Source organism: Diaphorobacter sp. B2A2W2 (assembly GCF_056730635.1).
Genome location: NZ_JBWZOR010000002.1, coordinates 84,278 through 106,198, shown reverse-complemented (window position 1 = coordinate 106,198; position 21,921 = coordinate 84,278). Strand labels below are relative to the sequence as shown.

Here is a 21,921-nt window from a genome sequence, read left to right as displayed (position 1 = left end):
GTCAGGACTTCTGCGCAAGGCTCTTGCCATGCTCGGGCGCGGGCCACAGGCCCCGCGGGCGCAGCAGCATCACGATGATCATGGCCAAGGCGATCAACAGTTGGCGCAGGATGGACGAGTCCAGCCGCCCGTCGGTCATCGCCTGCAGCGGGCCGGCCACGTAGCGCAGCACCTCGGGCAGCGCGGACAGCAGCACGGCACCCAGGATCACGCCGGGAATGTGGCCGATGCCGCCCAGCACCACCATGGCAACGATCATCACCGACTCCATCAGGCTGAACGACTCGGGCGAGACGAAGCCCTGGAACGCGCCGAACATGGCGCCGGCCACGCCGCCGAACGAAGCGCCCATGCCGAAGGCCAGCAGCTTCATGTTGCGCGTGTTGATGCCCATCGCCTTGGCGGCGATCTCATCTTCGCGGATGGCCATCCACGCGCGCCCAATGCGCGAATCCTGCAGGCGATAGCACACCAAAATGGTGACCAGCACCAGGAACAGGAACAGGTAGTAGTACAGCGTGACGGAGTTGATGTCGTAGCCGAACAGCTCCAGCCGCTTGCCCAGGTCCAACCCGAAGATCTTCACCGAATCGATCTGCCCCAGGCCCTTGGGGCCGTTGGTGATGTTGACCGGGTGGTCCAGGTTGTTCATGAAGATGCGGATGATTTCGCCAAAGCCCAGCGTCACGATGGCCAGGTAGTCGCCGCGCAGCTTGAGCACCGGTATGCCCAGCAGCACGCCGGTGCATGCCGCCAGCACCAGGGCCAGCGGGATCACCATCCACAGCGACATGTGCAACCCGGTGGGGAATTGCGCGGCGAACCACGCGAAGTTGTCCGCCAGGTGCGGCGAGGCCAGCAGGCCGAACATGTAGGCGCCCACGGCATAGAAGGCCACGTACCCCAGGTCGAGCAGGCCGGCGTAACCCACCACGATGTTCAGGCCCAGCGCCAGCATCACGTACAGCAGGGCCAAATCGGCGATGCGCACCCATGCGTTGCCGAAGTACTGCAGCACCAGGGGCAGAACCAGCAGCGCAATGCCGCCCAGGATCCATTGGATCTTGTGGTTTTTCATGGTCGTTGGCTCCTCAGGCGCGGTCGGCTACACGCTCACCCAGCAGGCCCGAGGGGCGCAGCGTCAGGATGATGATGAGCACGATAAAGGCGAAGATGTCGGTGTAGTGGCTGCCCAGCACGCCACCAGTCAGGGTGCCGATGTAGCCGGAGCCGATGGCCTCGATGAGCCCCAGCAGAAGTCCGCCCACCACGGCGCCGGCCAGGTTGCCGATGCCGCCGAACACCGCCGCGGTGAACGCCTTCAGCCCCGGCAAGAAGCCCATGGTGTGCTGCGCCGTGCCGTAGTTGGAGGCCCACATGATGCCGGCGATGGCGGCCAGCACCGCGCCGATGATGAAGGTGGCCGAGATCACCATGTCGGGCTTCACGCCCATGAGCGCGGCCACGCGCGGGTTCTCTGCCGTGGCGCGCATGGCGCGGCCCAGCCGTGTGTAGTTGACCAGGTAGACCATGGAAGCCAGCGCCACCACCGTCACGCCCAGGATCAGCACCTGCGTGGTGGTGATCACCGCGCCGCCCACCTGGAACGGCTGGGTGGGTAGCAGCGTGGGGTACGGTTTGTAGTTGGGCTTCCAGATGATCATCGCCAGCGTCTGCAACAGGATAGACATGCCAATGGCGGTGATCAAGGGGGCCAGGCGCGGGCTGTTGCGCAGCGGCCGGTAGGCGACTTTTTCGATGGTGAAATTGAGTACCGCCGCCACCACGCAGGCGATCAGCGTGGCCAGCAGCAGAATGAGCCAGCCGGGCGCGCCCGGCATGGCCTCCTGCATGAGGCCGATGCAGCTCCAGCTGGTCAGCGCGCCGACCATGAGCACTTCCCCGTGCGCGAAGTTGATGAGCTGGATGATGCCGTACACCATGGTGTAGCCCAAGGCTATCAAGGCGTACATGCTGCCCAGAACCAGACCATTGATGATCTGCTGCAGCAAGATGTCCATATGTTGAGTCCTTTGTATCGACTATTGACGTGCACACCAGCCAAGCACCGCGAATCGATGCAGCCTTGTGGGCCCGTTCGCCATCTAGCAAAAAACCCGCCAGGCAAGGGTCTGCGCGGGTTTGTGAAGAAATTGTAGTCAGAGGAAACACGCCGTCCCTACCACGTTTGGACGGGGTTTTCCCTTGATTGGAGGGCGCATCAGGCGGGTGCCGCGCGCATTAGAAATATTGATGATTGCGACGCGATCAGGGAATGCGCTTATTCCCAACGGCCATGGATTGGGCTGAACAAAGCCGTGCAACGGGACCGTGGTCGGCCCGCCGCTAGCCCCTCACACAAGAAGCCACTCGAAGCCTAGGCGTCTGGGGGCACGTCGTCGGGGCCACCCTGCGCTGCCGCATTGCGCGCGCGCAGTTCATCGAGCTTCTGGCCGATCTTGATCTCCAGCCCGCGCGGCACCGGTGCGTAAAAGCCCGGCGGATCCATGCCATCGGGCAGGTAGTTCTCGCCCGCGGCAAAGCCGCCCTCTTCGTCGTGCGCGTAGCGATAGTCCTTGCCGTAGTCCAACTGCTTCATGAGTTGGGTGGGCGCATTGCGCAGGTGCAGCGGCACGGGGCGCGTGCCGTCCTGCTTCACGAAGGCGCGGGCCTTGTTGTAGGCCATGTAGCCCGCATTGCTCTTGGGCGCCACGGCGAGGTAGATGACGGCCTGCGCCAGCGCCAACTCGCCCTCAGGGCTGCCCAGGCGTTCATAGGTCTGCGCAGCGTCGTGCGCGATCTGCATGGCGCGCGGATCGGCCAGACCGATGTCCTCCCAGGCCATGCGCACGATGCGCCGCGCCATGTAGCGGGGGTCCGCCCCGCCGTCGAGCATGCGCACCAGCCAGTACAGCGCAGCATCGGGATCGGAGCCGCGCACCGACTTGTGCAGCGCGCTGATGGTGTCGTAGAACTGTTCGCCACCCTTGTCGTAGCGGCGCATGCGCTCGCCCAGCACCTGCAGCAGCCAGGCGTCTTCAATGCGCTCGATGCCCGCCTGGCTTGCGGTGACCTCCAGGGTTTCCAGCGTGTTGAGCAGGCGCCTCGCATCCCCGTCGGCATAGGCGATGAGGCGCTCCAGCGCTGCATTTTCAATAGCTGGTAGCGCTTGCAGCGCCTGGGCCTTGGCCACAATTTGCTTTAAGTCGTCGCTGCCCAGAGGCTGCAGCACATAGACCGCGGCACGCGACAGCAGGGCCGAGTTGACCTCGAACGAAGGGTTCTCGGTGGTCGCCCCCACGAAAGTGAACAGGCCGCTTTCCACATGCGGCAAGAACGCGTCCTGCTGGCTCTTGTTGAAGCGGTGCACCTCGTCCACGAAGACGATGGTGCGCTGCTGCATCAGCCCATCGCGTGCGCTCTCGGCCAGCTGCACGGCATCGCGAATGTCCTTCACGCCGCCCAGCACGGCACTGATGCTGATGAACTGCGCATCGAACGCCTCGGCCATCAGGCGCGCAATCGTGGTCTTGCCCACGCCGGGCGGCCCCCACAGGATGCAACTGTGCGGGCGGCCCGATTCAAACGCCAGCCGCAGCGGCATGCCCGGCCCCAGCACATGCTGCTGGCCAATGACCTCGGCCAGCGAACGCGGACGCAGACGTTCGGCCAAGGGCTGGTGGGCCAGCGGGGAAGCACGACTCATAGCGTATCGAGCGGGCTCAACACCCCGCGCCCGCCCCTGTTCAAGACATGGGTGTAGATCATGGTGGTACTCACATCCTTGTGACCCAGCAACTCCTGCACGGTACGGATGTCGTAACCTGCCTGCAGCATGTGGGTGGCAAAAGAATGCCGCAGCACATGCGGTGTGCAGGGCTTGTCGATGCCCGCGCGGCGCGCAGCCAGCGCCACGGCCTTCTGCACCGACTGCTCCAGCAGGTGATGGCGCCGCTGCACGCCCGAGCGCGGATCCACCGAACGCACCGCGCTGGGGAATACGTACTGCCATCCCCAAGCCGTGGCTGCATTCGCGTACTTCACGGCCAACGCATCAGGCAACCACACGGCACCAAGACCCGCATCCAAGTCCTTGCGGTGCAGCGCACGGGCGCGCTCCATCTGCTCGCGCAACGGTGTGATCAGATTCTCGGGCAGGACGGTCACACGATCCTTGTTCCCCTTGCCTTCGCGCACGATCAGTTCACGCCGTTCGAACTCCACATCCTTCACGCGCAGGCGCAGTGCCTCCAGAATGCGCATCCCCGTGCCGTACAGCAGCGAGGCAACCAGCCACTGCGTGCCCTGCAGGTGCATCAGCAGCTCGCGCACCTCGCGCTGCGTCAACACCACCGGCAGGCGGCGCGCCTTGCGGGCCGAAACAATCTCATCCAGCCAGGGCAAGTCTTGCTGCAGCACCTCTTTGTAGAGAAACAAAATGGCGGCCTTGGCTTGGTTCTGCGTAGAGGCGGACACATTGCGCTCAACAGCCAGGTGGGTCAGAAAAGCGGTGACCTCCGGTGCCCCCATCTCGCGCGGATGGCGCTTGTCATGGAACAAGATAAAGCGGCGCGCCCAATCCACGTAAGCCTGCTCGGTGCGAATGGAATAGTGCAGCACCCGGATGCGCTCGCGCATCGACTCCAGCAGCCGGGGCGGCTGTCGCACGGCGGGTTGGCGTGAAACGGAAGGCGCATCCATCCGTGAAATTTTAGGCGGTCTAAATTACCGCTGCCATGGGCGTTTATGGAGAGGCTTGACAGCCTGCTTGACTTAGGCCGCGGCCGGTCGATAGCATGCAGAGATCTAATTCTAGTTAGGAATATGGTTTTCCTCGCAATCACTACAAAAGGCTTGGCAGAAGCACTCGACTTGGCAAAGTCAAACTCATCTCCCGTTTGGTGCGGCTCAGACGCCATAGGTGAAGCCGAATACTCAAGCCGAACGGGCGCCAATCTTTCACGGTTTATTTACCCACTATCCGGTCAGCCAGCATCAGTCATTGAGGGTGCACTTGAAACAATCGCTGAACACCACCCTGGAGAAACCATTTGGGTTGAATCCCATGTCGCGCCCTAACCCGGCGGTCAAGCGGATCTGCCTTCGGCAGCCCGCTTACCTTGTTCGTTAGCCGCTCATGCAAGCTCGTGCATTCGCCCTTCGCCCTGCAGCTGTCCTAATCTTGCTGCCGGCCGTCGCCCAATGGGGAGCGGTGCTCGAAATTGCTGCGCGTGGCCTATGGCAGTGGCTCAAGTTCGCTGGGTACGGTGGCGGTGGAGCGGCAAGTGTTTCGTGGGCAGGCGCACAATTCTTCCTCATGGCTTCTGTCGCGCTCGCGGGTGCCTATGCGGTGCTTATGCATGTCGGTAGTCGCTCAGCACGCATAGGCTTTGCATCAACATTGGTTGGAGGGTTTGTCCTTGCGGTCCTGCTGTTATCGCCACTTGTCGTCATGCGCGGCTAATTCACCCTTCCAGCGGACCACCTTCGGCGGCCGCTGAACTCAGGGCGTTAGGCCTCAGAGCGAAAATCGTGCGTATCCGTCGCTTCAATCCTGGCGAAGAGCTGGCCCTCTTCGAGATCTACCACTCCGCAATTCATCTTGTCGCCTCTCGTGACTACACAGAAGTGCAGCTGAACGCATGGGCGCCCGCCGATCTGGATCAAGACCTTTGGAAGAACAAGATTCGCGGAATCAATCCGTTTGTTGCAGAGATTGACGGTAAGCCTGTTGGCTACGCCGATGTTCAAGAAAACGGGTACATCGATCACTTCTTTGTCTCAGGTCGGCATCCTCGCCAAGGCATTGGAAAGGCGCTGATGGCAGTGCTTGAGTCTGAAGCAAGACAACTCGGGGGCGCAGAACTCACATCTGACGTCAGTCGCACTGCCCAGCCGTTCTTTCACAGCTTCGGGTTCGAGGTCGTCGAGCAGCGAACACCTGTCATCCGTGGCGTCGCAGTCCCGAATGCATTGATGCGCAAGGTTCTCAAAGGGTCGCATGCATCTGCGGCCTAACCCCTCAGTCATGGGGACGTCTTGCGCATTCGTGCAAGCGCCCCTTACCTTGAACGTTAGAGATCACGCAATTTCAGCACTGCCATGAATACTTCTTCCGCAAACAAAAAAATCGTCGCGCGCTTCAATCGCGAGGTCATTGAGCAAGGCGACATGCACGCATTCAACGAACTGGTGGCCTCCGACTTCGTCAACCACACTGCACCACCAGATACGCCCAAAGGGCCCGATGGCTTCGCTGCATTCTTTACAGACATCCTTCGTCCAGCCCTTCCTGATCTGACCGTCGAGTTGCACGATCAAATCGCCGAAGGAGACAAGGTCGTAACTCGGAAGACGATTTCCGGTACTCACCAAGGCGTGTTCCTCGGAGTTCCTCCCACCGGGCGCCGCATCACCATCCGCGTGACTGACATCGTTCGTATAAAGAATGGCCAGTACGTTGAGCACTGGGGCAACGCCGATCTTCATGGGGCTATTGCCCAGATGAAGTAGCAGCCGTGCCAAGTGAGCTCTAAGCCTCAATGGAGAGAACGTCACCCGGCAAACCGGGCGCCGCCTTTCATCGCCAACGTAGGCCGCCTCAATACCCGCATATGACCACCAACGCTGACCCGCACAACATTGCTGATTACGCGCAAAACACGTGTCGCCTCGTTCCTGGGCTATTGGACATGCGGCGTATGGCTGCGCTGCTGCTTGCAGAACATACGCCATTCAACGGCAGAGTTCTTGTTGTGGGCGCAGGCGGTGGTTTAGAGCTCAAGTGTTTTGCCGAAGCCCAGCCAGGCTGGCACTTCGAAGGCGTCGACCCCTCTTCGGAGATGCTTCAGCTGGCCCGATCAACCCTTGGCGAACTGATGTCACGCATCCGACTGCACGAGGGTTATGTTGATGTTGCGCCCCAAGATCCCTTCGACGCTGCATCCTGTCTTCAGACACTGCATTTCACAACAGCACCAGAGCGGCTGAGAACGTTGCAAGAGATCCACCGACGTTTGAAACCGGGGGCGCCGCTGGTTGTCATGCATCTGAGCTTTGATCAAGAGCCCGAATTACGAAATGCCTGGCTTTCCCGCTACGCAGCATTTGCGACCTCTTCGGGCGTAGACCCTGCGAAGGCTCAAGCTGGTGCGCGAGCAATAGGTGAGCGGCTGGAAATTCTGTCGCCGATGCAGGACGAAGAACTGATGCGCAAAGCCGGCTTCAAGCGCGTTTCCTTGTTCTACGCCGCTTTTACGTTCCGTGGGTGGGTAGCCTATGCCTAACAATTGGCGTGGCTGGGGCTGCCTGACCAATTGGACAAGCCGACGCCCGCAAACTCCGCTTGCGGCTGCCCTCCCTGCTTCGCAATCCGGCGCGGCTTACCGCGAGCATTAGACGTTGGTTCGTGGCAGCAGTCGCGTGCATGCGCTACGCTAGCATGCGTTGCCGCCACTGTGCAGCGCGGCTGAGTTCAGGTGTTAGCTCTTCCTGTCGCCCGTATCTGTACCCCACCATGCCCATCCGCATCGTCCGCCTCGGCACTCCCCGCGCACGCGACGAAGGCACGCGCATCGGCACCGTGCGCCGCCCGCCGCGCGGCGTGCCCAAGGAGCAGTTCGCGGCGCAGGACTGGTATGACGTGTGGTACCCCAACCTCTCGCCCAGTCCCGAGACCGTCAAGCGCGCCCAGGCCGCGCAGACGCCCAAGGAATGGGCCGCCTTCACCCAGCAGTTCCGCCAGGAGATGGCCACGCCGGAGAACCGCCACACCATCGCGCTGCTGGCCGCGCTGTCGCAGCACAACAATTTCTCGGTGGGCTGTTACTGTGAGGACGAGGCGCGCTGCCACCGCTCGGTGTTGCGCGCGCTGCTGTCCGAAGCCGGCGCACGCATTGCGGACTGATGGCGAAGCCACCGCGCAACGAATTGCCGGGTAATGCATTGCCGCGCAACGGACTGCCGCGCGACGAAACACGCCGCGACGAGCCGCTGGATGCGCTGCTGCGCCGCGTGCGCGCCTGCACGATCTGCGCGCCCTACCTGCCGCTGGGCCCACGCCCCGTGCTGCAGGCCGATGCACGCGCGCGCCTGCTGATCGTGGGGCAGGCACCGGGGCGCAAGGTGCATGCCTCGGGCATCCCCTTCGATGATGCGAGCGGCGAGCGCCTGCGCACGTGGCTGGGGCTGACTCGCGAGACTTTCTATGACCCGGCGCGCGTGGCCATCGTGCCGATGGGCTTTTGCTATCCGGGCCGTGGCGCCTCGGGCGATGCACCGCCCCGCCCCGAATGCGCCCCCGCGTGGCGCGTGCCGCTGCTGGCGCGGCTGCCGAACATCGCGCTGACCGTGGCCGTGGGCCAATACGCGCTGGCCTGGCATCTGGCCGCGTGCCGCGGGCAGCCGCTGGGGGAAACCGTGCGCGGCACCTGCACCCTGTCGGATGCGCCCGTCCTGGCCCTGCCGCACCCCAGCCCGCGCAACAACGGTTGGCTCAAGCGCCACCCGTGGTTCGAGTCCGAGTTGCTGCCGCTGGTGCGGGCACGCGTGGCGACCGTGCTGGCGGTTTAGAGCAAAACAGGGCTCTAGCGCTTACCCCATAAGCGCTAGCAGCTATCGAAACAGAAGCATTTACTGCGAGAGCACATCCGCCCCCGCGGGCGGCTTGAACTGGAAGGTGCCTGCCGGCAGCGCCGGGTTGAGCTGCATGCCGGTGAAGCGGATCAGCGAGCGCTGCCCAAAGCTGTCCAGGATGTCCAGCGCCGCCAGTTGCTCCCCCGCGAAGCCCACGCGCACGCTCTTGAGCTGGCCATCCTTGGCCTTGGGCGTAGCCAGCACCCACTGCAGGCCGTCCTGCTCGGGCGCCGACTCCAGCGCGAAGTCGGCGCGCAGCGCCGCCAGGTCGGGCGCGGACGCGAGCAGCGCCGCGGGCGTGCTGCCCAGCGCCTTGGATTGCGTGCGCTGGGTCACCTGGTTCAAGTCCGCGTCGTACAGCCACAGGGTCTGCCCATCGGCCACGATGAGCTGCTCGAACGGCTTGCGGTAATGGAACTTGAAGCGCCCCGGACGCTGGAACTCAAAACTGCCGCTGGAGGTCTTGGTGCGGCCCGCCTGGCCGTCCTTGGGCGGCGAGGTCACGGTCTGCGTGAACTCGGACCGGCCGCTCTGTGCGGACTTCATGAAGGTTTCAAGGCTTTTCAGGCCGTCAGCCCAGGCGCAACCGGCGCCAGCAGCTATCAAAATCGCAGCAAATATTTTCTTCAACACCATTTCTCCATGCAAGCGGTTGCGTGGGCAGCGGGCCAGGGAGCGTGCCCAGGCAGCTTTACTCGCTGCGCGCGGGCACCAGCACCTCGCGCTGGCCGCTGGCGGTGAGTGCGCTCACCAGGCCGGCCTTCTCCATGTCTTCGAGCAGGCGCGCGGAGCGGTTGTAGCCAATGCGCAGCTTGCGCTGCACGTAGGAGATGCTGGCCTTGCGGTCTTTCAGCACCACCTCCACGGCCTGGTCGTACATGGGGTCCTTCTCGCCGCCGCCTTCGCTGTCGCCAAAGCCGAAGCCGCTGTCGTCGCCCTCGACGGTACCGCCTTCCAACACCCCTTCGATGTAGTCCGGCTCCCCTTGTTCCTTCAAGTAGCTGACGACGCGGTGCACCTCGTCATCGGAGACAAAGGCGCCGTGCACGCGGATGGGCAGGCCCGTGCCGCTGGCCATGTAGAGCATGTCGCCCATGCCCAGCAAGGCCTCGGCGCCCATCTGGTCCAGGATGGTGCGGCTGTCGATCTTGCTGCTGACCTGGAAAGCGATACGCGTGGGGATGTTGGCCTTGATCAGGCCGGTGATCACATCCACGCTGGGGCGCTGCGTGGCCAGAATCAAATGGATGCCGGCAGCGCGCGCCTTCTGCGCCAGGCGGGCGATGAGCTCCTCGATCTTCTTGCCCACGACCATCATCAGGTCGGCCAGCTCGTCGATCACCACCACGATGTGCGGCAGCCGCTCCAGCGGCTCCGGGCTCTCCGGTGTGAGGCTGAAGGGGTTGGGGATATGCTCCTCGCGCGCCTTGGCGTCGTCTATTTTCGTGTTGTAGCCCGCGAGGTTGCGCACGCCCAGCTTGCTCATGAGCTTGTAGCGGCGCTCCATTTCGGCCACGCACCAGTTCAGCCCGTGGGCTGCCTGCTTCATGTCGGTGACCACCGGCGCGAGCAGGTGCGGAATGCCCTCGTAGACCGACATTTCCAGCATCTTGGGGTCGATCATCAGCAGGCGCACGTCGCGCGCCTCGGCTTTGTAGAGCAGCGAGAGGATCATGGCGTTGATCCCCACCGACTTGCCCGAGCCCGTCGTGCCCGCCACCAGCACGTGCGGCATCTTGGCCAGGTCCGCCACCACGGGCGCGCCCACGATGTCCTTGCCCAGGCCCATGGTCAGCAGGCTCTTGGCGTCGTGGTAGACCTGCGAGCCCAGGATCTCCGACAGGCGGATGGTCTGGCGTTTGGCGTTGGGCAGTTCCAGCGCCATGAAGTTCTTGCCAGGAATGGTCTCGATCACGCGGATGGACACCAGCGACAGCGAACGCGCCAGGTCCTTGGCCAGGTTCACGATCTGCGAGCCCTTCACGCCCGTGGCGGGCTCGATCTCGTAGCGCGTGATCACCGGGCCGGGCATGGCGGCCACCACGGTGACATCCACGCCGAAGTCCTTGAGCTTCTTCTCGATCAGGCGGCTGGTCATCTCCAGCGTCTCGGGCGACACGGTCTCCTGGCGCGCCTGCGCCGCGTCCAGCAGGTCCACCTGCGGCAGGTTGCTGTCGGGCATCTCGCTGAACAGGGGTTTCTGGCGCTCCTTCACCACGCGGGTGCTCTGCACCACATCGGACAGCACGGGCTCGATGATGGTGACAGGCTGCGGGTGCTGCACCTCAATCTCGTGGCGCTCTTCCTGCACCACTTCCTCGCGCTCGCGCGCGGCGCGCCGTCCCACGGCCACGTCCTTGGCCTTCTCGCGCCGCGCCCGGCCGCGCTGCACCAGCGCATCGATGCGCCCGCCCAGGCGCTCGGCCAGATGCCCCCAGGAGAAACGGAACACCAGCGCCGCGCCCAGCACGACCACCACCACGCCGGCCAGGCCCGAGCCCGTGAACCCGAGCCAGCGCACGGCCAGCGGGCCCGTCATATAGCCCAGCATGCCGCCCGCATGGCCGGGCAGCAGGGCTTCGAACCGGTACAGCCGCGACCATTCCAGTGCCGTACTGGCGCACAGCAGCAGCGCCAGGCCGCCCCAGAATACGCCGCGGCGCTGCCACGGCGCGTGGCCTGCGGCGCCATCGCCGCGCATCCAGCGCGCCAGCGACGCAAACCAGGCGCGCACGCCCGCGGCGACGCACCACCAGACGGAAAAGCCCAGCACGAAGTAGCTGCCGTCAGCGAGCCACGCCCCGAGCCTGCCCACCCAATTGGACAGCGGCTGTCCGTTGCCCGCACCCGATGTGGACCAGGCCGCATCCTGCGCGGAATAGCTCACGAGGGCCAGCAGCCAGAACACCAGGCCCAGCAGGCCCAGCACCAGGCCAATCTCATGGCCGAAGCGCGCCGCGCCGGTGCGTGGCGCCGACTTGCTGGAGGAAGAAGCGTTCAGGGTGTTGAGGGAGTACGTCATGGGATAAGAGCGCGCAAGCTTACCCCATGCCGACGACGCGTCTGTGCGCCGTGCGCTGCGTGTGGCAGCCCGTCCCAGGCCTGCCGGCTGCGCGCCTTTTTGTCACTGCGCTGCGCCAGCGCAAAGGCCGATACGCCCGCCCCGGCCGTGTTATTCATGGCTTCTTACAATGGCCGCGATTGAAAACCCGACCGCAGGCGCCCGCGCGGACCGGTTGATACTGGGGGGCCCGGCCCCAGGTTCTTACGGGGCACGCCGGTCGCCCGGCATAACAAAACCTTACTTTTCAGCCATGTCCACTACCCAACACGCCAAAGTCATGATCCTCGGCTCCGGCCCGGCGGGCTACACCGCCGCGGTGTACGCCGCGCGCGCCAACCTCAACCCCGTGCTCATCACGGGCCTGGCCCAGGGCGGCCAACTCATGACCACGACCGAGGTGGACAACTGGCCCGCCGACGTGCACGGCGTGCAGGGCCCCGAGCTGATGCAGCGCTTCCAGGAACATGCCGAGCGCTTCAAAACGCAGATCGTGTTCGACCACATCAGCCAGGTGGACCTGTCCAAGCGCCCCTTCACCCTTACTGGCGACAGTGGCACCTACACCTGCGACTCCCTCATCATCGCCACGGGTGCATCGGCCAAGTACCTGGGCCTGCCCTCCGAAGAAGCCTTCATGGGCAAGGGCGTGTCCGCCTGCGCCACCTGCGACGGCTTCTTCTATCGCGAACAGGACGTGTGCGTGGTCGGCGGCGGCAACACCGCCGTGGAGGAAGCGCTGTACCTGTCCAACATCGCCCGCAAGGTGACGCTGGTGCACCGCCGCGACAAGTTCCGCGCCGAGCCCATCCTGATCGACAAGCTCATGGAGAAGGTGGCGGCCGGCAAGATCGAGCTCAAGACCTTCTTCACGCTGGACGAAGTGCTGGGCGACGCCACCGGCGTGACCGGCATCCGCCTCAAGCACACCGAAGATAGCCACACCGAGGACATCGCGCTGCAAGGCTGCTTCATCGCCATCGGCCATGCGCCCAACACCGACATCTTCCAGGGCCAGCTGGCGATGGAAAACGGCTACATCGTGACCCAGGGCGGCCTCAAGGGCTTTGCCACGCAGACCAGCGTGCCGGGCGTGTTCGCCGCCGGCGACGTGCAGGACCATGTGTACCGCCAGGCCATCACCAGCGCCGGCACGGGCTGCATGGCCGCGCTGGACGCGCAGCGCTTCCTGGAACAACAGGAATAACGCACTAAGCCCTGCCCAACCGGCTCCTGCAGGTTTCGGCATGCAGGGGTTTTTTGATATTCGGGCTATAATGCGCGGCTTTGCCAAATCCTGCGCCTGCAAATTGCAGCGCAAAGGCTGCGGCGACCGGGTTACCGCCACCCGTTCAAACTGGCGAGGTGAGGCTGACCGGCACGCTCCTGCTCTCGCGGGACTTCAGCGCCGGCAGCCGTTGCAACTATCGGAGTGTCCTGATGGCACGCGTATGTGAAGTAACGGGCAAGAAGCCCATGGTGGGAAACAACGTCTCCCACGCCAACAACAAGACCAAGCGCCGTTTCCTGCCCAACCTGCAGTACCGCCGTTTCTGGGTGGAAAGCGAGAACCGTTGGGTGCGCCTGCGCGTGTCCAGCGCCGCTCTGCGCCTGATCGACAAGAACGGTATCGACTCCGTGCTCGCAGACATGCGTGCCCGTGGCCAAGCCTAATTTCCTCAAGGAGAACAACCATGGCTTCCAAAGGCGGACGCGAAAAGATCAAGCTGGTGTCCACGGCCGAAACCGGTCACTTCTACACCACCACCAAGAACAAGAAGACGATGCCTGAGAAGATGTCGATCATCAAGTTCGACCCCAAGGCTCGCAAGCACGTCGAGTACAAGGAAGCCAAGCTGAAGTAATTCGGCCCGGCTCCTGTCAAAAAGCCGCCCGGCGTTGCGCCCGGCGGCTTTTTTCATGTCCAGCGTGGGCATAAAAAACCGCGGCACCCTTCCGGGTCGCCGCGGTACTGCGGTCACAGCCAGCCGCCGCGTCGCTCAGGCGTGGGCCGCGCGCAGCTTCAGCGAGAACTCCTTGAGCGCCGCGATGCCGCTGGCCTCGGCCCGCTGGCACCAGGCTTGCAGGTCTGCGGTCAGCTGATCGCGCGACTGCGAGGTGTTGAGCCAGAGCTGGCGCAGCTCCTCGCGCATGGTGACCATCTTGTCGAGTACGGGGTGCGCTGCACGCACTTCGGCCAGCGTCGGCTGGGCCTGCGCAGGGACCTTCTCGGCGTCGCGGTGCAGCCAGCGCTTGGCGCGCTTGAGGGCCGACACATCGGCCTTGCGCGCCTTGAGCGCGGCGATCTCTTCCTTGCAGGCTTGGCGCACGCCCCGTGCATAGCCAGCCATGACCTCGTAGCGGTTGGCGATGAGCGCCTCCAGCGTCTTTTCGTCCGCCACCGGCTTCACGGCGCCCAGGCGCAGCTTGGGCGGCACCTTCTTGACTTTGGCCCAGCCCAGGCGCTGCAGCGCGCTGATGTAGAGCCACCCCACATCGAACTCGTACGGTTTGACCGAGAACTTCGCGGCCGTCGGATAGGTGTGGTGGTTGTTGTGTAGTTCTTCACCGCCGATCACAAGGCCCCAGGGCACGAGGTTGGTGGAGGCATCCTGCGCCTCGAAGTTGCGGTAACCCCAATAGTGACCCACGCCGTTGACCACGCCCGCGGCCCAGAACGGGATCCACGCCATCTGCACAGCCCACACGGCGGCGCCCACGGCGCCGAACAGCACCAGGTTGATGACCAGCATCAGCCCCACGCCCTGCCAGGTGAAGCGGCTGTAGACGTTGCGTTCCATCCAGTCGTCCGGCGTGCCATGGCCGAACTTCTTCAGCGTCTCGGCGTTGGCCGCCTCGGCGCGGTACAGCTCGGCCCCGCGCCACATCACGGTGCGCAGGCCACGCGTCTGCGGGCTGTGGGGGTCATCGGGCGTCTCGCACTTGGCGTGGTGTTTGCGGTGGATGGCCACCCATTCCTTGGTGACCATGCCCGTGCCCAGCCACAGCCAGAAGCGGAAGAAATGCGCAGGCACAGGCCCCAGGTCCAGCGCACGGTGCGCCTGCGAGCGGTGCAGGAAGATCGTCACCGCCGCGATCGTGATGTGGGTGGTGGCCAGGGTGTAGAGCACGATCTGCCACCAGGCCAGGTCCCACACGCCATGCGCCAGCCAGTCGAGCGCGGTATTCCACGCGGCGCCATCAAACAACATACAAACCTCGATCCACTATCCAATACCGCCGCGCAGCCGGCGGCGTTCCACATTGTCGGGCGCCGTCTCCGCGGACCGGAACATATGCCCGGCCGCCAGGATGGCTTCGCGTTGCGTGCCAGCGCGTAGGAAAGTTACGCGCGCCGGGTCCAGACGGCAGCGAAGAAACCGTCCGTCTGGTGCAGATGAGGCCACAGCCGCAGATATCCAGTGCCGCTGGCGCCGCCATGGCACAGGCGTGCGGCATCGGGCACCTTCAGCTGCGTGAGCAGCGCGCCGGCGTCCTGCGGCTCGAAATCGGCATGCGCCGCGCCGAAGGCTTCGGCGATGGCCTCGTTTTCCTGCGGCAGCACGCTGCACGTGGCATAGACCAGCCGCCCGCCAGGTTTGACCAGGCGCGCCGCGCTTTCCAGGATGGCGGTCTGCTTGCCGGCCAGCTCCCGCAGCGCCTCGGGCGATTGGCGCCACTTCAGGTCGGGGTTGCGGCGCAGCGTGCCCAGGCCCGAACAGGGCGCATCCACCAGCACGCGGTCGATCTTGCCGGCCAGGCGTTTTACGCGCTCGTCGCGCTCGTGGGCGATGGCCGCGGGGTGCACGTTGGACAGGCCCGAGCGCGCCAGGCGGGGCTTGAGCGCCTCCAGCCGGTGGGCCGACACGTCGAAGGCGTACAGCCGCCCCGTGCTGCGCATGGCCGCGCCGATGGCCAGCGTCTTGCCGCCGGCACCGGCGCAGAAGTCCACCACCATCTCGCCGCGCTTGGCGTCCAGCAGCAGCGCGAGCAACTGCGAGCCCTCGTCCTGCACCTCGATAGCGCCGCGCGTGAACGCGTCCAGCTTGGTGAGCGCAGGCTTGCCGGCGATACGCAGTCCCCAGGGAGAGTAGGGTGTCACTACCGATTTGATAGCTGCTTGCGCAAGCTCCTTCTGCACCTGGTCGCGTTTTTCCTTCAAGGCATTGACGCGCAGGTCCAATGGCGCAGGCTGCGCCAGGCTGTCGGCCAGGGCCCAGAAGCCGCTCTCGCCCAGCTGCTCCTTGAGCGGTGCCACCAGCCATTCGGGCAGGTTGTGGCGGTGCGGCGCCAGCAGGTCTTCAGGACGCACGGCGTCGCACTGGTCCAGCCAGGACTTTTCCTGCTCGGTCAGGGCGCTCTTGACGAAGTCGCGCGGGCCGTGAAAGCCCAGGATGGCCAGGCGCCGTTCCTTGGGGCCCGCGCCCGAGCGCGCGAGCTGCTCGAACAGCAGCTTCTTGCGCAGGACGTTGTAGACGGTTTCGGCCAGCGTGGCGCGCTCGCGCGGGCCCAGGCCGCGGTGCTCGCGGAAGTAGCGCGAGACCACGGCGTCGGCCGGGTGTTCAAAAGTAAGGACCAGCCTGACGAGTTCCGCGCAGGCGTCCACAAGGGCTTTGGGATGCATGGCGCGATTGTCCCATCTCGCGCCCGCATCATCCGCCGCCGCCTCAAGCCCCTCCGGGCCCGGCGTGCACAGGTTCGAACGCCTGGCGCTCGATGTCCTCCAGCGCCGCCGTGTCACCGGCCGCGAGCACCAGCACCTGTCCCGGCAGTTCCAACTCGCTCTCCAGACGGCGGCACAGGGCAAAGCGCGCCTGCGCATCCAGACCGCGCAATTGCACGAACAGCAGGTAGGTGCGCCGCTGGGGCATGGCGCGCAGTTGCTTGCACACCAGCCAGGCGCGCGCCACCGCGCGGTGCACGGCCAATTCGGCCTGCAGCTCGCCGAGCTCGAACGCGCTCAGATCGTGGCGCGTCACGCGCTGGAAGAAGGGCGTGTCGTACAGCTCCTCCAGGGCGGCATCCTCCACCTCCTCCGCCTGGCGCACGCGCTCGCGCCAGCGCTTGAGGGCCTCGGCGTCATAGTCCCCACCGGCCTCGGCACGCTGCTCCAGCGCCTGCACCGCGCCCCGGGCCGCACCCCAGCGATGGGTGGGACTGCAGTCCCACAACGCCTCACAGCAGCGCAGGCGCCCTGCCACGTCCTGTGGCGCCAGGCTGTCGGCCAGCCCGAGCAGCGCACCCACATGGGCGGGTTCGCGCGCCAGCACGCGCTCGTACAGCGGCTGCACGGCGGCCTGCGGGTCCAGCCGGCGCATCAACCGCGCCAGCTCCACGGTCTCGGTGGCGCTGTTGCCGGCCTGGGTGGACTGCAGGGTGCGCACGCGCTCCTGCGCCCGCTGCAGGCGGGCGTGGTGCTGCTTCCACACCGTGGCGTTGGCCTTGCACCACTGGTCATCGAAGTGCGCCAGCCAGCCGCGCGCCTGCGCCCCCAGCAGCGACAGCGCCCCGCGCTGCGACCACGGCGGCAGCGTGGGGCGCCCACCTGTGAGCGCCTCCACCCGGTCGCGCAGCACGGGATGGGTGTCGTCCACGCCGCTCAGGCGCCGTACCGCTTCGCGCAGCGCCGTCTGGGCGAAGGCCGGCTCCGGCGGCAGTGCCAGCAGGCGCTGCAGGGCGCCGTAGGGCCCGGCGGGCAGCGGTTGGGACAGCGCGCCCTGCCAGTGCTGACGCCAGAACTGCTCGCCCAGCCAGGCGCCCTTGATCTCGACCTCGGTGAGCGCGGCGGCCACCTCATCCTGGCCCAGCAGGCGCGCGGCGATGCGGTCGGCCTCGTATTCGTCCTGGCGGGCCAGAGCGAAGGTCTTGGCGGCAAAGCGCGGCCAGTACCAGTCCAGGAACGCCCGCGTGGCCACGGCCATGGGGCCCGCATCGTCCTGCATGCCCTCGTGCAGGCGGTGCCAGCTCAGGCGGGTGCGGTAGATCCAGGCCGCAAAGCGCCCGTGGTCGCCGCGCAGGTGGCCGTATTCGTGGGCCAGCACCGCCAGCAGGCGCTTTTTGTCCAGCGCCATGAGCAGCGGCAGACCGAGCGTGAGCTGATTGCGCGCACCACCCAGCATGCCCCAGCGTGCCTCCTGGCGGATGCTGGCGTTGAAGTCGTCGTCCAGATACACCTCGTGGATGGGCGGCCCCTTGATCTTGCGGCGGATGCGCTCCAGCGCATCGAACAGTGCCGGCGCCTCACGCGCGGTGATCTGTACGCCCTGGGGCGGGCTGCGCGGCACCCACAGCGCACGCAGGCTCAGCCACAACAGGCCGCACGCGGCCATCACAATCCATACCCAGGCGAAGCGGAACTTGCCGTGGAGGAGTTGGGGCACCACCCACACCAGCATGCCCACGGCCAGCGCCAGGCAGCCCAGCACCCAGGCGTAGCCCAGCGCCGCAAAGGCGGCCACGCCGCGGCGGTAGGCACGGCTGTCGGCGGCGCTGGCCATCTCGCTCATGCGCACCATGTGTATGAAGTCCGCCTTCTCCATCAACCGCCCTCCCGTTGTGATGCGTATTTTTTCTACCGCGAATGCTATCCATGAACGATGAACTGCCACCCCTGGTTTGCACACCCCCCGGCCGCTATCGCCACTACAAAGGCGGACTGTACGAGGTGCTCGGCACGGTACGCCACAGCGAGACGCTGGAGCCCATGACCCTGTACCGCGCGCTGGCCGGCGAGCAGGGCCTGTGGGTGCGCCCGGCCGCCATGTTCAACGGGACGGTGGTGGTCGATGGCCGCGAGCAGCCGCGCTTCGCCGCGTGCGCGGGCACACCCGAGGATTGAAGACAAATACGGCCCTTGCGCTTGTCCATCAAGCGGTAGCAGCTCCTCTTTCAATAGCAAACACCACCTACTGGCTGCGCGCGCGGCCCGGCACCCCTGCCCTCCCTTGTCCTACGCCGGTGCCCAAAGGCGGGCACTACGGTGTAGTCACGACGACAAGCGGCGGCGTGCGCAGGCGAGCCCCGTGCGCCGCGGAAAGGAGCCTTTCATGGACTATCTGCTGCAGGGAATGTTTGGCGAGCGGTCGCTGACCAAGGTGGCCGCCGTGTTCAACGACCGCGCCGACGCGCAGGCGATGGTGGCGCGGCTGCAAAGCCTGCCCGGTATGGCGCCCGGCCAGGTGCGCATGCTGGGGCCGGAGGATGCGCGGGAAGACCATGCCGAGCACTTCGGCCGCACGCTGGAGCCGGAGCAGCGCGGTATCTTCCGCACGATGATCCGTGCCCACGTGGTGACCGGTTTCGCGGGCGGCGTGCTCGGCCTGCTGCTCTACGCGTGGCTGCGGCGCTCGGGCACCCCGCTGATCGTCAGCAGCCCACTGCTGGCCTTCATCGCCGTGGTGGGCTTTTGCACCACCTTCGGCCTGTTGGCCGGCGGCCTGGTGACCATGCGCCCTGACCACGTGGGGCTGATCACCGAGGTGCGGGAAGCCCTGGAGCAGGGCCGCTGGGCGGTGGTGGTGCACCCGACCGACACCGCGCAGACACGGCAGGCGCGCGCGTTGCTGCAGGATGGCGGCGGCGCGCAGGTGGCGCGCACGCTGTGAGCGTGCCGCCCGGGCGGATTGCAAGCAAATCACGCTCCAGCGCACGCCCCATCAGCGCTAACAGCTATCGATTCGCGAGCAATTGCGCCAGTACGGCGCGTGGATAGATCAGGTGTTCCTGCGTGAGCACGCGAGCGGCCAGCGCGTCGGCCGTGTCGCCCGGCAGCACGGGCACCACCGCCTGGTCCAGGATGGGGCCCACGTCCAGTTCTGCCGTGACCTCGTGCACCGTGCAGCCGGCGAACCTGCATCCGGCGTCGATGGCGCGCTGGTGCGTGTGCAGGCCCGTGAAGGCCGGCAGCAGCGAGGGGTGGATGTTGACCAGCCGGCCCGCGAAGTGGTCCACGAACCCGGGGGTGAGAATGCGCATGAAGCCGGCAAGCACCACCAGGGACGGCTCGTAAGCGTCGATGGCCTGGGCCAGCGCGGTGTCGAACGCCTCGCGCGAGGGATAGTCCTTGTGGTCCAGCACCTGGGTGGCAATGCCCTGCTCGCGCGCCAGCGCCAGGCCCTTGGCGTCGGCCTTGTTGCTCAGCACTGCGGCCACACGGATGCCGTGGCGGCCCGCCCAGTCCTGCTGCTGCGCGGTGCGCACGATGGCCGCCATGTTGGAGCCGCCGCCGGAGATCAAAATCACGATGTTCTTCATTTGCCGGAAATTATCCCCTGCCCATGCCCTTTGACGCCCGCACCCGCCCCCTGACCGCGCCGCAAGCGCGCGTGCTTGCCACGCTGCTGGAAAAGTCCCGCACCGTGCCCGACAGCTATCCCCTCACCCTCAACAGCCTGCTGGCCGGCTGCAACCAAAAGAGCAGCCGCGATCCGGTCATGCAGCTCACCGAGAGCGAGGTGCAGCAGGCGCTGGATGATCTGCGCCAGCAAACGCTGGTGCTGGAGATCGGCGGCGCGCGCGTGGCGCGCTGGGAGCACAACTTCACCCGCGGCGTGGGCGTGCCCGACCAGTCCGCCGCGCTGCTGGGCCTGCTGATGCTGCGCGGCCCGCAAACCGCGGGCGAGCTGCGCATCAATGCCGAGCGCTGGCACCGGTTTGCCGATATCTCCTCGGTCGAGGCCTTCCTGGACGAGCTGCAGTCGCGCTCCGATGACAAGGGCGGGCCGCTGGTCACGCTGCTGCCGCGCGCACCGGGCGCGCGCGAGCCGCGCTGGGCCCACCTGCTGTGCGGCCCGGTGGATGCCAGCCTCGTGCAGACAGCCAGCCTGCCCGCCACGCGCAATGAGGAAGACGGCGCACTGGCCCAGCGCGTACAGGCCCTGGAGGAAGAAGTCGCCACGCTGCGCGCCACCGTGCAGCGCCTGTGCGAGCAACTGGGCGTGGCCGAGCCCTGACCGCCAAGACCCCGCCCCTGTCACGGTTCGGACAGGGCTGAAAAGCACGCCCGTGCTACAACGGCGGCTTCACAGGAGACAGCACATGGACCTTGCATTCACCCCCGAAGAGCAGGCATTCCGCGAGGAAATTCGCGCCTGGGTGCGCACCCACCTGCCCCAGGACATCGCACACAAGGTGCACAACGCCCTGCGCCTGACCAAGGACGACATGCAGCGCTGGGCCAAGATCCTCGGCGCCAAGGGCTGGCTGGGCTACGGCTGGCCCCGGGAGTTCGGCGGACCCGGCTGGAATGCCGTGCAAAAGCACTTGTTCGAAGAGGAATGCGCCCTCGCCGGCGCGCCGCGCATCGTGCCCTTCGGGCCGGTCATGGTGGCGCCGGTGATCATGGCCTTTGGCAGCAAGGAGCAGCAGCAACGCTTCCTGCCCGGCATCGCCAGCGGCGAAGTCTGGTGGAGCCAGGGCTACAGCGAGCCGGGTTCGGGCTCGGACCTGGCCAGCCTCAAGACCCGCGCCGAGCGCGTGGGCGACAAGTACATCGTCAACGGCCAGAAGACCTGGACCACGCTCGGCCAGTACGGCGACTGGATGTTCAACCTGGTGCGCACCAGCACGGAAGGCAAGCCGCAGACGGGCATCAGCTTCCTGCTGCTGGACATGAAGTCGCCCGGCGTCACCGTGCGGCCCATCAAGCTGCTGGATGGCGAGTGCGAGGTCAACGAGGTGTTCTTCGACAACGTCGAGGTGCCTGCCGACCAGCTCATCGGCGAGGAGAACAAGGGCTGGACCTACGCCAAGCACCTGCTCAGCCATGAGCGCACCAACATCGCCGACGTGAACCGCGCCAAGCGCGAGCTGGAGCGCTTGAAGCGCATCGCCAAGGCCGAGGGCGTGTGGGACGACATGCGCTTTCGCGACCAGATCGCGCTGCTGGAGGTGGACATCGTCGCGCTGGAGATGCTGGTGCTGCGCGTGCTGTCGATGGAAAAGAGCGGCAAGAACCCGCTGGACATCGCCGGCCTGCTGAAGATCCGCGGCAGCGAGATCCAGCAGCGCTATGCAGAGCTGATGATGCTGGCTGCCGGCCCGTTCGCCCTGCCCTTCATCGAGGAAGCCATGGAAGCCGGCTGGCAGGGCGACTTCCCTGGCGGCGTGGCCGCCAACGCCCCGCTCGCCTCCACCTACTTCAACCTGCGCAAGACCACGATCTACGGCGGCAGCAATGAAGTGCAACGCAATATCGTCGCTCAGACCGTGCTGGGTTAAGGAGACAA

The 21,921-nt window shown here is 65.7% G+C and carries 22 protein-coding genes; 12 read left to right on the top strand and 10 right to left on the bottom strand.

Annotation, left to right across the window (positions count from 1 at the left end):
- Window position 1: 1 nt before the first annotated feature.
- The 4 genes from AC1PPL_RS03740 to AC1PPL_RS03725 form a co-directional block, all read right to left on the bottom strand.
- The gene (locus tag AC1PPL_RS03740) at window positions 2-1,078 is read right to left on the bottom strand and encodes an ABC transporter permease subunit (RefSeq protein ID WP_015914041.1); all 1,077 of its coding nucleotides are present in this window, start codon (window positions 1,076-1,078) and stop codon (window positions 2-4) included.
- A 13-nt stretch (window positions 1,079-1,091) separates the two neighbouring features.
- Window positions 1,092-2,021, bottom strand: a complete 930-nt coding sequence (locus AC1PPL_RS03735; protein ID WP_011806482.1) for a branched-chain amino acid ABC transporter permease — start codon at window positions 2,019-2,021, stop codon at window positions 1,092-1,094.
- A gap of 356 nt (window positions 2,022-2,377) precedes the next feature.
- Window positions 2,378-3,706, bottom strand: coding sequence for a replication-associated recombination protein A (locus tag AC1PPL_RS03730; RefSeq protein WP_270174149.1), 1,329 nt, complete (start codon window positions 3,704-3,706; stop codon window positions 2,378-2,380).
- Window positions 3,703-4,701, bottom strand: a complete 999-nt coding sequence (locus tag AC1PPL_RS03725) for an integron integrase (RefSeq protein WP_479972679.1) — start codon at window positions 4,699-4,701, stop codon at window positions 3,703-3,705. The genes AC1PPL_RS03730 and AC1PPL_RS03725 overlap by 4 nt, the downstream gene beginning before the upstream one ends.
- A gap of 831 nt (window positions 4,702-5,532) precedes the next feature.
- Here AC1PPL_RS03725 and AC1PPL_RS03720 point away from each other — a divergent pair.
- The 5 genes from AC1PPL_RS03720 (at window position 5,533) to AC1PPL_RS03700 (ending at window position 8,571) form a co-directional block, all read left to right on the top strand.
- Window positions 5,533-6,018, top strand: a complete 486-nt coding sequence (locus AC1PPL_RS03720; RefSeq protein WP_479972678.1) for a GNAT family N-acetyltransferase — start codon at window positions 5,533-5,535, stop codon at window positions 6,016-6,018.
- Window positions 6,019-6,102: 84 nt separating this feature from the next.
- A complete protein-coding gene (locus AC1PPL_RS03715; protein ID WP_088886174.1) occupies window positions 6,103-6,513 on the top strand; it encodes an ester cyclase in 411 nt (136 codons plus the stop codon).
- A gap of 101 nt (window positions 6,514-6,614) precedes the next feature.
- A complete protein-coding gene (locus tag AC1PPL_RS03710; protein WP_479972677.1) occupies window positions 6,615-7,286 on the top strand; it encodes a class I SAM-dependent methyltransferase in 672 nt (223 codons plus the stop codon).
- A 230-nt stretch (window positions 7,287-7,516) separates the two neighbouring features.
- Window positions 7,517-7,906, top strand: coding sequence for a DUF488 domain-containing protein (locus tag AC1PPL_RS03705; protein WP_015914045.1), 390 nt, complete (start codon window positions 7,517-7,519; stop codon window positions 7,904-7,906).
- Window positions 7,906-8,571 carry a uracil-DNA glycosylase family protein gene (locus AC1PPL_RS03700; RefSeq protein ID WP_287983055.1) on the top strand — a complete coding sequence of 222 codons (666 nt, stop codon included), beginning with the start codon at window positions 7,906-7,908 and terminating at the stop codon, window positions 8,569-8,571. Before AC1PPL_RS03705 ends, AC1PPL_RS03700 begins: the two co-directional genes overlap by 1 nt.
- Window positions 8,572-8,631: 60 nt before the next feature.
- Here the strand turns inward: AC1PPL_RS03700 and lolA are convergent, their stop codons facing one another.
- Both lolA and AC1PPL_RS03690 read right to left on the bottom strand, forming a co-directional pair.
- The gene (gene lolA, locus AC1PPL_RS03695) at window positions 8,632-9,270 is read right to left on the bottom strand and encodes an outer membrane lipoprotein periplasmic chaperone LolA (RefSeq protein WP_015914047.1); all 639 of its coding nucleotides are present in this window, start codon (window positions 9,268-9,270) and stop codon (window positions 8,632-8,634) included.
- 55 nt (window positions 9,271-9,325) lie between these two features.
- On the bottom strand, window positions 9,326-11,656 hold the full coding sequence (locus AC1PPL_RS03690; RefSeq protein ID WP_015914048.1) for a DNA translocase FtsK: 2,331 nt from the start codon (window positions 11,654-11,656) through the stop codon (window positions 9,326-9,328).
- 292 nt (window positions 11,657-11,948) lie between these two features.
- Between AC1PPL_RS03690 and trxB the strand changes: the two genes are divergently transcribed.
- The 3 genes from trxB to rpmG all read left to right on the top strand — a co-directional run bounded on the left by trxB (window position 11,949) and on the right by rpmG (window position 13,560).
- Complete coding sequence (gene trxB / locus AC1PPL_RS03685; RefSeq protein ID WP_479972676.1) at window positions 11,949-12,902, top strand: thioredoxin-disulfide reductase; 954 nt, start codon at window positions 11,949-11,951, stop codon at window positions 12,900-12,902.
- 233 nt (window positions 12,903-13,135) lie between these two features.
- The gene (gene rpmB / locus AC1PPL_RS03680; RefSeq protein WP_003058229.1) at window positions 13,136-13,369 is read left to right on the top strand and encodes a 50S ribosomal protein L28; all 234 of its coding nucleotides are present in this window, start codon (window positions 13,136-13,138) and stop codon (window positions 13,367-13,369) included.
- Between the two features lie 20 nt (window positions 13,370-13,389).
- Window positions 13,390-13,560, top strand: coding sequence for a 50S ribosomal protein L33 (gene rpmG, locus AC1PPL_RS03675; protein ID WP_011806495.1), 171 nt, complete (start codon window positions 13,390-13,392; stop codon window positions 13,558-13,560).
- Window positions 13,561-13,695: 135 nt separating this feature from the next.
- On the opposite strand, the gene AC1PPL_RS03670 is transcribed toward rpmG, so the two are convergent.
- The 3 genes from AC1PPL_RS03670 to AC1PPL_RS03660 all read right to left on the bottom strand — a co-directional run bounded on the left by AC1PPL_RS03670 (window position 13,696) and on the right by AC1PPL_RS03660 (window position 18,234).
- Complete coding sequence (locus tag AC1PPL_RS03670; RefSeq protein WP_479972675.1) at window positions 13,696-14,907, bottom strand: DesA family fatty acid desaturase; 1,212 nt, start codon at window positions 14,905-14,907, stop codon at window positions 13,696-13,698.
- Between the two features lie 134 nt (window positions 14,908-15,041).
- Window positions 15,042-16,319 (bottom strand): RsmB/NOP family class I SAM-dependent RNA methyltransferase, encoded by a 1,278-nt coding sequence (locus tag AC1PPL_RS03665; protein ID WP_015914051.1) that lies wholly within the window; start codon window positions 16,317-16,319, stop codon window positions 15,042-15,044.
- A gap of 43 nt (window positions 16,320-16,362) precedes the next feature.
- A complete protein-coding gene (locus AC1PPL_RS03660) occupies window positions 16,363-18,234 on the bottom strand; it encodes a M48 family metalloprotease (RefSeq protein ID WP_479972674.1) in 1,872 nt (623 codons plus the stop codon).
- A 50-nt stretch (window positions 18,235-18,284) separates the two neighbouring features.
- On the opposite strand from AC1PPL_RS03660, the gene AC1PPL_RS03655 reads away from it, so the two are divergent.
- Window positions 18,285-18,533 carry a DUF1653 domain-containing protein gene (locus AC1PPL_RS03655; protein WP_479972673.1) on the top strand — a complete coding sequence of 83 codons (249 nt, stop codon included), beginning with the start codon at window positions 18,285-18,287 and terminating at the stop codon, window positions 18,531-18,533.
- A gap of 208 nt (window positions 18,534-18,741) precedes the next feature.
- Window positions 18,742-19,299: a hypothetical protein gene (locus AC1PPL_RS03650; RefSeq protein WP_479972672.1), complete on the top strand. Its 558-nt coding sequence runs from the start codon at window positions 18,742-18,744 to the stop codon at window positions 19,297-19,299.
- Between the two features lie 64 nt (window positions 19,300-19,363).
- Here the strand turns inward: AC1PPL_RS03650 and purN are convergent, their stop codons facing one another.
- Window positions 19,364-19,948 carry a phosphoribosylglycinamide formyltransferase gene (purN, locus tag AC1PPL_RS03645; protein ID WP_479972671.1) on the bottom strand — a complete coding sequence of 195 codons (585 nt, stop codon included), beginning with the start codon at window positions 19,946-19,948 and terminating at the stop codon, window positions 19,364-19,366.
- Between the two features lie 23 nt (window positions 19,949-19,971).
- On the opposite strand from purN, the gene AC1PPL_RS03640 reads away from it, so the two are divergent.
- Together AC1PPL_RS03640 and AC1PPL_RS03635 are read left to right on the top strand one after the other, a co-directional pair.
- Window positions 19,972-20,646, top strand: a complete 675-nt coding sequence (locus AC1PPL_RS03640; protein ID WP_479972670.1) for a YceH family protein — start codon at window positions 19,972-19,974, stop codon at window positions 20,644-20,646.
- An 85-nt stretch (window positions 20,647-20,731) separates the two neighbouring features.
- Window positions 20,732-21,913, top strand: a complete 1,182-nt coding sequence (locus AC1PPL_RS03635) for an acyl-CoA dehydrogenase family protein (protein WP_015914057.1) — start codon at window positions 20,732-20,734, stop codon at window positions 21,911-21,913.
- The last annotated feature ends 8 nt before the right edge of the window (window positions 21,914-21,921 follow it).